This window comes from Stenotrophomonas sp., from assembly GCF_032103445.1.
Lineage (GTDB): Bacteria > Pseudomonadota > Gammaproteobacteria > Xanthomonadales > Xanthomonadaceae > Stenotrophomonas.
In genome coordinates, this window is sequence record NZ_DAMDFR010000100.1 from 1 (window position 1) to 9639 (window position 9639).

Sequence of the window (9639 nt, forward strand, 5' to 3'; positions counted from 1 at the left end):
CAGCGCTGTCGGCGGCCTGCGCGGCGTCGTCGCGGGCCTGTTCGGCTTCCGGGCCCTTGCAGGCCGCAAGGGCCAGCAGCAGGGAGGCGGCCAGCAGGGTCGAGGTGATTGAACGGAGCTTCATGGCGCGCACCTGTTTCATCGGAGGGGACGCAAAGCCTATTCATCCCCCCGTGAAGACCCGGTCGTCCGGGCATTCCGGTAGGTGCCCACCGTTGGTGGGCACATCGCAGCCAAAGAAAAAGCCGCTGGCGAACCAGCGGCTTCTTCAGACTTGCTTGAAGAAAGAAGTGATTACTTCTTGGCTTCTTCAGCAGCGTCCTTGGCCTGCTCGGCGGTGCCTTCAGCAGCCTTGGCAGCGTCAGCAGCGGCTTCAGCCGTAGCGTCGGTGGTGGCAGCAGCAGCGTCGGTAGCAGCGGCGCCAGCAGCGTCAGCAGCGGTGGCGGCGGCAGCAGCGGCGTCCTGGGCAGCCGGGGCGGTTTCGGCGCCAGCAGCAGCGGCCTGGTCGGCAGCGACCTGGGCGTCGGCAGCAGCGGCGTCAGCCGAAGCGGCGGCGTCAGCAGCCTGTTCCTGCTTCGAGCAGGCGGTCAGAGCCAGGCCCAGGGCCATCGCGATCAGCAGCTTGTTGATGCTCATTAGTGTGAATCCTCGTCGTTAGATTAGGCAACGCGCTATTGCGCGCCCGGCAACATGATGACAAGCCACGAATGGCTGTCAAGCGATCGCGCATTCATTTTTGCGAAATGCGAGTTAAGTTCAATTAAATCAATTCGATAGCGATGGCGGTCGCTTCGCCGCCGCCGATGCACAAGGTGGCAATTCCGCGCTTTGCATCACGCTTGCGCAAGGCATTGACCAAGGTAACGACCAGCCGGGCACCCGATGCGCCGATGGGATGACCCAGTGCGCAGGCCCCACCATTCACGTTGACTTTGTCGTGTGAAATGCCCAGTTCGCGGATCGGGGCCATGGCCACCACGGCGAACGCTTCGTTGATTTCAAACAGGTCGACCTGGTCCAGGGACCAGCCGGATTTCTCGAGCACTTTGTGGATGGCACCGATCGGCGCGGTGGTGAACCACTCCGGTTCCTGCGAATGGGTGGCGTGGGCGACGATGCGCGCCAGCGGCTGCAGGCCACGCGCGGCCGCGTCGTCTTCGGCCAGCAGGACCACAGCGGCTGCACCGTCGGAAATGCTGGACGAACTGGCGGCGGTGACCGTGCCGTCCTTCTTGAAGGCCGGGCGCAGGGTCGGGATCTTGGCAATGTCCGAGCGGCCCGGCTGTTCGTCCTGGGCATACTCGACCTCGCCCTTGCGGCCGGCGACCTTCACCGCGACGATTTCGCCGTCGAAGGCTCCACTGGCCTGGGCGGCCTGGGCGCGACGCACCGATTCGATCGCATACGCGTCCTGGTCTTCACGGCTGACCTGGAACTTGTCCACCGCGTACTCGGCAAATACTCCCATCGGGTTGCCGTCGTAAGCGTTGGTGAGGCCGTCGAAGGCCATGTGATCGACCGCCTGGAAGTTGCCGTAGCGGTTGCCGGTGCGCGAATTGGGCAGCAGGTGCGGGGCATTGGACATCGACTCCATGCCGCCGGCGACCACGATGCTGGCCGAACCGGCCTTGATCAGGTCATGGCCGAGCATGATCGCCTTCATGCCCGAACCGCACACCTTGTTCAGCGTGGTGGCACCGGTGGAAAGCGGCAGGCCGGCGGCGATGGCGGCCTGGCGGGCCGGGGCCTGGCCCAGGTTGGCCGGCAGCACGCAGCCCATGATGACTTCGGTGACGTCTGCTGCAGGCACGCCCGACTGTTCCAGCGCCGCCTGGATCGCGGTCGCGCCCAGCGTCGGCGCGGGCACGCCGTTGAACTGACCCAGGAAGGAACCGATGGCGGTGCGTTTGGCTGCAGCGATGACAATGTTGGACATGGCAATCTCGTTGATGCGTTGGCGTTTTGGCAACCGGGGCATTGGATGCAGCCACGATTCCCGTCAGACTGCGGGGGAGACCCAGTATAGAGGGTCGAGGTTTACCACCGGTGTCTGCGGGGTAGGCGGCACCGGACGGCCATATCAACGTCTGGGGGAACAGGGATGAATCAGTTTGCAGGGGGCAGGGCCGCGCTGGCGGCTGCCTTGGCGGTCGCATTGAGTGCATGCAGCGGGGGCAGCGGAGGTGAAAACGTCCGCGTGGACGGCCCCGGCGGTGGAGGTACGCCGGTTACCACACCCACGCCGCCAGGCGTGACGCCACCGGTGACGCCCGGGCCGGGCACGGTGCCCCAGCCGGCTGTCAATGCCCATCTGGCATTGATCAATGCCAACGACCGACAGGGCCTGACTGGCACCGGCGTGCGAATCGGTATTGTCGATTCCGGCGTCAACCGCGCGCATCCGACGCTGGCTGGCCGCGTACGCGCCAGTTACAGCTATGTCGACCCGGCGGCAAACAATCTCAACCAGGACGACGTGGTCGGTCATGGCACCACGGTCGCGTCCCTTGCTGCCGGGCAGGCTGCGGGTAACTGGCCGGGAGGGGTAGCGCCGGGGGCACACATCGTGTCGGCGCGCATCATTGCCGACAAGGCTCCCGCTGATGACGGTTCGGGCGAAGGCAATGAGGTGGACGGCGCATTGGGCCTGGCTCAGGTGCACCAGGACCTGATTGCGAGTGGCGTGAAGATCATGAACAACTCGTGGGGAGGACTGTACTGGACCAACCCCGCCGCCACGGCGTCGATTGCCGACGAGTATCGTCCGTTCATCAAGAGCAACGGCGGTCTCGTGGTGTTTGCCACTGGCAACGAGAGCAAGCCTGATCCTTCGGATATGGCGGCGCTGCCCAGCCAGGCAGGACCGAATGGCACCCTGCCGGCTGCCGATCTTGAACAGGGCTGGCTGGCTGTGACGGCAATCAATTCGAGCAAGCCCGATAGCCTGTCGAGCTACGCGAACGCCTGCGGTATCGCGGCACGTTATTGCCTCGCTGCTCCGGGCGAAGCTGTGTTCATTGACCCGCAGAGTACCGGGAGCGCGTCCACGCTGTACTACGGCGGCGGTACCTCGTATGCCGCACCGCTGGTTTCCGGCGCGGCCGCTCTGGTGTGGGAGAAGTATCCCTATTTCACCAATGATCTCGTGCGACAGACCCTGCTGGGGACGGCCACGGACCTGGGAGAGGCGGGCGTGGACGCCACCTTCGGCTACGGCCTGCTGAATGTAGCCAAGGCGCTCAATGGACCGGCGCGGCTCGATTGGGGGAACACCGTAGTGACCGTGCCGGCGTCGTCCTCCGGTAGCGTCTGGAGCAACGACATCAGCGGCGAAGGTGGATTGACCAAAAACGGCGCTGGCGCATTGGTGCTGACGGGCACCAATACCTACACCGGCACGACGCGCATTCTGCAAGGTGCGTTGGCCTTGACTGACGGCGCGTCGCTGACGTCGAACGTGGATGATGTTTACGGTGCGCTCCAGTTCCGTGGAGGTTCGGCGCGAATCAAGGGGAACGTGGCCATCAGCGGCAGTGTCTACCTGCTGGAAGCAGGGACCAATGCCGTCATCGAGGGCAACTACACGCATAACCAAAGCGCGTTCTATTACACCGCGCTCGGTGCCCCCGCACTGCAGGTGACCGGAACGGCGCTTCTGCGAGGGGGGCATGTGACCCTGGATCGTGCAGTGCGTGGCTACGTGCCGCAGAACGGTTCGCGCCAGGCGCTGATTGTGGCGGGGCAGGGTCTGACCGGGCAGTTTGAGGATTATGGTTACGTGGGCAGCATTACTTTGTTGGAGGCCACGCTGTCCTACGATGCAACCACTGCGTGGCTGAATATCGACCGGGTCAGTGTCAGTGCGGCAGCGTCATCGGCTGGACTCAGCAGTGCCTCCATAGCTTCAGCGAACCGCGTCGAGCTGGCGTTCCAGGAACTCGATTCCGGAAACGCAATCGACGCGCCAGGCTTTGCCGACGGTGCCGGGCAACTTCAGCAGGTGCAGGGGGCGGCCGCGCTCCAGGCCAGCCTGGAGAGTCTCTCCGGCAAGGCACATGGCCTGGCCACTGCAATGACGTTCGACAACCTGGACATGAACCGCCGCGCGCTGTCGTCGCGGTTCGACGAGGTGGCGTCGTCGCCGCGCCTGCGAGGAGCGTGGCACAGCGCCTTGGGTGAGCCCGGGCAGGGCAGTTTCGCCGGCAATGGCTTCCAGACCCAGGGTTGGATGATGGGCCAGGACGCCGCCATGGGAAGTAATGGTGTGGTCGGCGTTGCCTTCGGCGAAACCCGCAGCAGCAGCGGTCGGGCCTGGAGCAGCGACAGCGGTCGCGACCGGCAGTCGCAGGCGCAGCTGTACGCCGGATGGAGCAACGGCAGTGCCTACGCATTGAGCCAGGTCGGGGCGGGGCAGTTCACCCGTGAGATTGATCGCCAGCTGCTGCTCGGCGCGGGGATGTACGGCGTGAACGCCCGCTATAGCGGCAGCTTCAGCAACGCCAGCATCGAATCCGGCTATCGCTTCGGCGGTCGTCGCGCATCGCTGACGCCGTACCTGGGGGCGGACTACGCACGGGTGGACAGCAATGCGTTCAGCGAAGCAGGGGGCTTCGGCTTCGGCCTGCGCAGCGATGGCAGCAGCAGCCAGCGCAGCCAGGCACTGGCGGGTCTGCGCGCGCAGGCGCAGCGCGGTGACTGGTCGTTCGGCGGGTACGCCGAATGGCAGCAGATCCTGTCCAGTGACGGCGCGGGATTCGACGCCAGTTTCGTCGGCGTGGATGTCTGGGCTCCCATGGCCGGCTTGCAGCCGACCCGCTCCGGTGGCGTGTTCGGTGTGTCCGTGTCCTCCTGGCTGACCCGCCAGTCGCAGCTGTCCTTTGGTTACGACCAGCGCTTCGGGCCGCGCGGCGACCTGCGTCAGGTGGGGCTGCGGTACTCCGCCGCGTTCTGATCCATGAGCGAAGGGTGTAGTACGGGAAGGGCGCGATGATCTCGCGCCCTTTTTCGTTCATCGTTCACCGTGAATGGGCATTTTGCGACCTCCGACATTGGAAGAGGGGGCATTTCGGGGCACACTGCGCGCCTGATCCGGCAACAGTCCGGCAGTCTGTCGCAGGTGGCCGTCGGGGATGACGGTGCTCCAGAGGCGACGTTCATTTATGTGGGGAACAAGGATGAAACACGTGGTGATTCGCAGGGCGGTTCTGGTCAGTGCACTGGCCGTGGCATTGAGTGCATGCGGTGGCGGCGGGGGTGGCAGCAACGTGCGCGTGGATACGCCCACCACACCTACCACTCCGCCGACGACACCGCCCACAACGCCCACAACGCCGACGCCGACGCCGACGCGCCCGGCGGAACCGGCGATCAACGCGCACCTGACCATCACCCAGGCCGGCGCTGCCCAGTCGGCCGGGTTGACCGGTGCCGGCCTGACCATTGGTGTGGTCGACTCGGGTGTCATGCGCAACCACCCCACCCTGGCGGGGCGGGTGAAGGCCAACTACAACTACGTCGACCCAGGTGCCAACAACCTGAACATCGATGACGTGGTCGGCCACGGTACGTCGGTGGCTGAACTGGCAGCGGGCAAGGCGGTGGGCTCGTGGCCGGGTGGCATCGCGCCGGGCGCGGGCATCGTGTCTGCGCGCATCATCGCCGACAAGGCCCCGGCCGATGACGGCAGCGGCAACGGCAACGAAGTGAGCGGCGCGCTGGGTCTGGCACCGATCCATCAGGATCTGAACGCCCAAGGTGTGAAGATCATGAACAATTCGTGGGGCGGCCTTTACTGGACCAACGCGTCGGCCACCGCCGCGATTGCCGCCGAGTATCGACCGTTCATCATCAGCAACGGCGGCCTGGTGGTGTTCGCCACCGGCAATGAATCCAAACCCAATCCCTCCAGCATGGCCGCATTGCCCAGTCAGGCTGGCACCGGCAGCAGCCGCCCGGCCGCTGATCTGGAGCGCGGCTGGCTCAGCGTCACTGCCGTCGACTCCACCGACCCCAGCAAGCTGGCCTCGTATGCCAATGCCTGTGGCGTGGCGGCCAACTACTGCCTGGCTGCGCCCGGTGCAGCGGTGTTCGTGGATCCGGATTACACCGGCGCGTCGGGCACCACGCCGAGCTATCTGTGGAACTACGGCACTTCGTTTGCCGCGCCGCTGGTGTCCGGTGCGGCTGCGCTGGTCTGGCAGAAGTACCCGTACTTCAGCAACGATCTGGTCCGCCAGACCCTGCTTGGCACCGCCACCGACCTGGGTGCGGCCGGCGTGGACAGCACCTTTGGTTATGGTCTGCTCAACATCGCAAAGGCGATCAACGGTCCGGCGAAGTTCGACTGGGGCACCGTAACGGTGAACAACCCCACGCTCGGCTTGGGTTCGGTGTGGAGCAACAACATTACCGGCAGCGGCGGCCTGATCAAGCAGGGTGCAGGCTCGCTGGGTCTTTCAGGCACCAACACCTACACCGGCGACACCCGCATCGAGCGCGGCACGCTGGCGTTGCACAACGGCGCATCGATCACCTCCAACGTCGTGATCGTGCCGCAGACCAGCAGCCCCAGTGGCGCGGCGCTGCAGTTCATGGGTAGCAGCCGGGTCAAGGGCAACGTCGACAACGGTGCGATGATGCTCGTGGCCAGTGCGGCATCCAATGCCGTCATCGACGGCAACTACCTGCACCGCGAGGGCGCACGGCTGATGGTGTTGCTGGGCTCCAATGCGCTCAGCGTCACCGGCACGGCGACGATCGAGGGCGGCGACGTACATATCGGCGGCATCGTGCCCGGGTATGTTGCGGCCAATGGCCGCACCCAGACCGTGTTGCATGCCGACCAGGGCGTGAACGGTACGTTTTTCGGGATCACCAACAACCTGACGCCCGGCACGCTGCTGGAGGCCTCGTTGTCCTACGACCCCAACAGCGTGGTGCTCACCACCGACCGCATCGACGTCACCCTGGCCAGCCAGCAGGCCAACGTCACTGGAGCCGCGCTGCGCACCGCGGGCCGGGTGGAATCGGCGTTCGAGCTGCTGGACCGCGATGCCGGCGGCATCATTCCGGCCAGCTTCGCCGACGGAGCCGGACAGCTGCAGCAGGTGGCCGGTGCCGGTGCACTGCAGGCCAGCCTGGACAGCCTCTCCGGGCAGGCGCATTCGCTGGCCTCGGCGATGACCTTCGACAGCATCGACATGAGTCGACGGGCGTTGTCGTCGCGATTTGATGACGTGCGCAGCGCTCCGCGTCTGCAAGGGGCCTGGCAGAGCCAGCTGGGTGAGGTCGGCCAGGGCAGCTTTGCCGGCAGTGCCGGCGATACCCGTGGCTGGATGATCGGCCAGGACACGGCGCTGGGCCAGAACGGGGTGATGGGCTTCGCCTTTGGCGAAACCCGCAACCACAGCAATCGCGGCTGGGGCAGCGATCGCGGCAATGACCGCCAGTCGCAGGCGCAGCTGTATGCGGGCTGGCAGCTGGGGCAGGGCGGTTATGCGCTGGCCCAGCTGGGGGGCGGCCAGTACACGCGCGAAATCGACCGCCAACTGCTGCTGGGGTCCAGCGCATACGGGGTCAACACGCGCTATGGCGGCCAGTTCAGTACGGCCAGCATTGAATCGGGTTATCGGTTCCAGGCTGGCAGCCTGGCACTGACGCCTTACCTGGGGGCCGACTACGCCCGGGTCAGCACGGATGGCTTCAACGAGCAGGGCGGCATGGGCTTCGGCTTGCGCACGCTGGACAACGTGTCTACCCGCAGCCAGGCCCTCGCGGGCGTGCGCGCCGAGCAGCGCTGGCGCGGCTGGTCGCTGCGCGGCTATGCCGAGTGGCAACAGCTGCTCTCCAGCGATGGGCTGCAGTCGCAGGCCAGCTTCATGGCAGTGGACAGCTGGTCGCCAATGGCTGCGCTGGAACCGGCGCGTTCGGGCGGTCTGTTCGGCGTATCGGTGCAGTCGTGGCTGGGACGCAACAGCCAGCTGTCGTTCGGTTACGACCAGCGATTCGGCCCGCGCGGTGACCTCAGCCAGGTTGCACTCCGCTTCGCGACTGCGTTCTGACCCGCCAACGTCGGAACGCCGAGGTAGAGCCGGGCAAGCCCGGCTCTACGTCATCAGTTTCAACTGCCGCGCAGCGTCCCCAGCCGGGGCGTTGCGCGGCCCAGCGGCATCTTCAGCTTGCCGATCGACAGAATGCGCGCCTCGGCAATCCGGTCGGCGGCGCGCTGCGGGGCAATGCCTTCGCTCGCGGACAGCGCAAAGATCCGCCCGAGGTTGTGATAGATGCTGCGGATCAGGCGCATGGCGCGCTCGCGGTTGTAACCGTCGATCTCCAGCGAGACGTTCATCACGCCGCCGGCATTGACCGCGTAATCCGGCGCGTAGAGGATGCCGCGCGCATGCAGTTCATCGCCGACCTCCAGGCTGGACAGCTGGTTGTTGGCGGTGCCGCAGACGATTCTGCACTTCAGACGCGGCAGCGTGTCGGGGTTGATCGCACCTTCCAGCGCGCACGGTGCGAACACATCCGCGTTGACGTCGTAGATCTCGTCCGGCTTCACCGCTTCGGCCCCGTACTCGGTGACCGCACGGTCCACCAGCGCGCTGTTCAGATCAGTGACATACAGCTTGGCCCCACGGTCACGCAGCAGCTTCACGAACTCCATGCCGATGTGGCCCAGGCCCTGCACCGCGATGCTGGTCTTGCCGACTTCCTCATGCCCCAGCTTGTGCTGCAGGCAGGCCATCAGCGCCTGCAGCGCGCCGTAGGCGGTGAACGGAGCCGGATCGCCCGAGCCGCCATGGACCTGGTGCACGCCGGTGACGTACTCGCTTTCCAGGTAGATGTTCTCCATGTCGTTGACATCGGTGCCGACATCTTCGGCGGTGATGTAACGCCCACCGAGCGAATCCACATAACGGCCAAAGGCACGGAACAGCACCTCGGTCTTGTCCTGGCGCGGGTCGCCGATGATCACCGCCTTGCCACCGCCCACGTTCAAGCCCGCCAGCGCGTTCTTGTAGGTCATGGTGCGGCTCAACCGCAGCGCATCGGCCAGCGCCTCGTCAGTGCTGGCATAAGGCCGCATGCGCACGCCGCCCAAGGCAGGGCCCAGGGTGGTGTTGTGGATGGCGATGATCGCCCTCAGCCCGGCGTCGCGGCTGTGGCAGAACACCACTTGTTCGTGACCGGCGGTTTCGAGGGTTTCAAATAACATGGCGACTCCGATGGGGCGAACGGCGGTCAACACCGGCGAACGTACCAGCAAAAGGATGGGCGTAAAACAAAAAAAGCGACATCGTCGGTAGCAGGAGACGGGTCGCGCGGTCGCATTCTAGAGCATTCCGATGGATGCTGCCGTCACAGTGACCGCCACCCGGGCGCAGGTGCAACTGTGACGCAGTTCTAAAGTTGTGAGCGGCCGCGCCGATGCCGTGGCAACGGTGCGTGGGCACCGGCAGGGGCTGGGTGGATCAGGTGCAGGCAGTAAATGTGATGGGTGCACAGAGGGCCGCAACAGGCCAGGTGGCGACATGCTGACGGTGATGGTCGGGCTGGCGGCGGCGGTCGTGGCCTGCGCGCTGGGTGGCTGGCTGTATCTGCGCAGCCCTGCGCCGGTGGCTGGCCCGGCCCGCGCTG

At 65.7% G+C, this 9639-nt stretch carries 5 protein-coding genes; 2 read left to right on the top strand and 3 right to left on the bottom strand.

What is annotated here, in order from left to right:
- Positions 1-294: 294 nt before the first annotated feature.
- Together RT551_RS20265 and RT551_RS20270 are read right to left on the bottom strand one after the other, a co-directional pair.
- Positions 295-636 carry a hypothetical protein gene (locus RT551_RS20265; RefSeq protein ID WP_313461849.1) on the bottom strand — a complete coding sequence of 114 codons (342 nt, stop codon included), beginning with the start codon at positions 634-636 and terminating at the stop codon, positions 295-297.
- A 124-nt stretch (positions 637-760) separates the two neighbouring features.
- A complete protein-coding gene (locus tag RT551_RS20270) occupies positions 761-1936 on the bottom strand; it encodes a thiolase family protein (protein ID WP_313461851.1) in 1176 nt (391 codons plus the stop codon).
- 165 nt (positions 1937-2101) lie between these two features.
- On the opposite strand from RT551_RS20270, the gene RT551_RS20275 reads away from it, so the two are divergent.
- Both RT551_RS20275 and RT551_RS20280 read left to right on the top strand, forming a co-directional pair.
- On the top strand, positions 2102-4951 hold the full coding sequence (locus RT551_RS20275) for a S8 family serine peptidase (protein ID WP_313461853.1): 2850 nt from the start codon (positions 2102-2104) through the stop codon (positions 4949-4951).
- 223 nt (positions 4952-5174) lie between these two features.
- The gene (locus RT551_RS20280; RefSeq protein WP_313461855.1) at positions 5175-8060 is read left to right on the top strand and encodes a S8 family serine peptidase; all 2886 of its coding nucleotides are present in this window, start codon (positions 5175-5177) and stop codon (positions 8058-8060) included.
- A 59-nt stretch (positions 8061-8119) separates the two neighbouring features.
- Here RT551_RS20280 and RT551_RS20285 read toward each other — a convergent pair whose 3' ends face one another.
- Entirely contained in the window at positions 8120-9217 is a 1098-nt protein-coding gene (locus RT551_RS20285; RefSeq protein WP_313461857.1) for a Glu/Leu/Phe/Val dehydrogenase dimerization domain-containing protein, read from the bottom strand.
- Between the last annotated feature and the right edge of the window lie 422 nt (positions 9218-9639).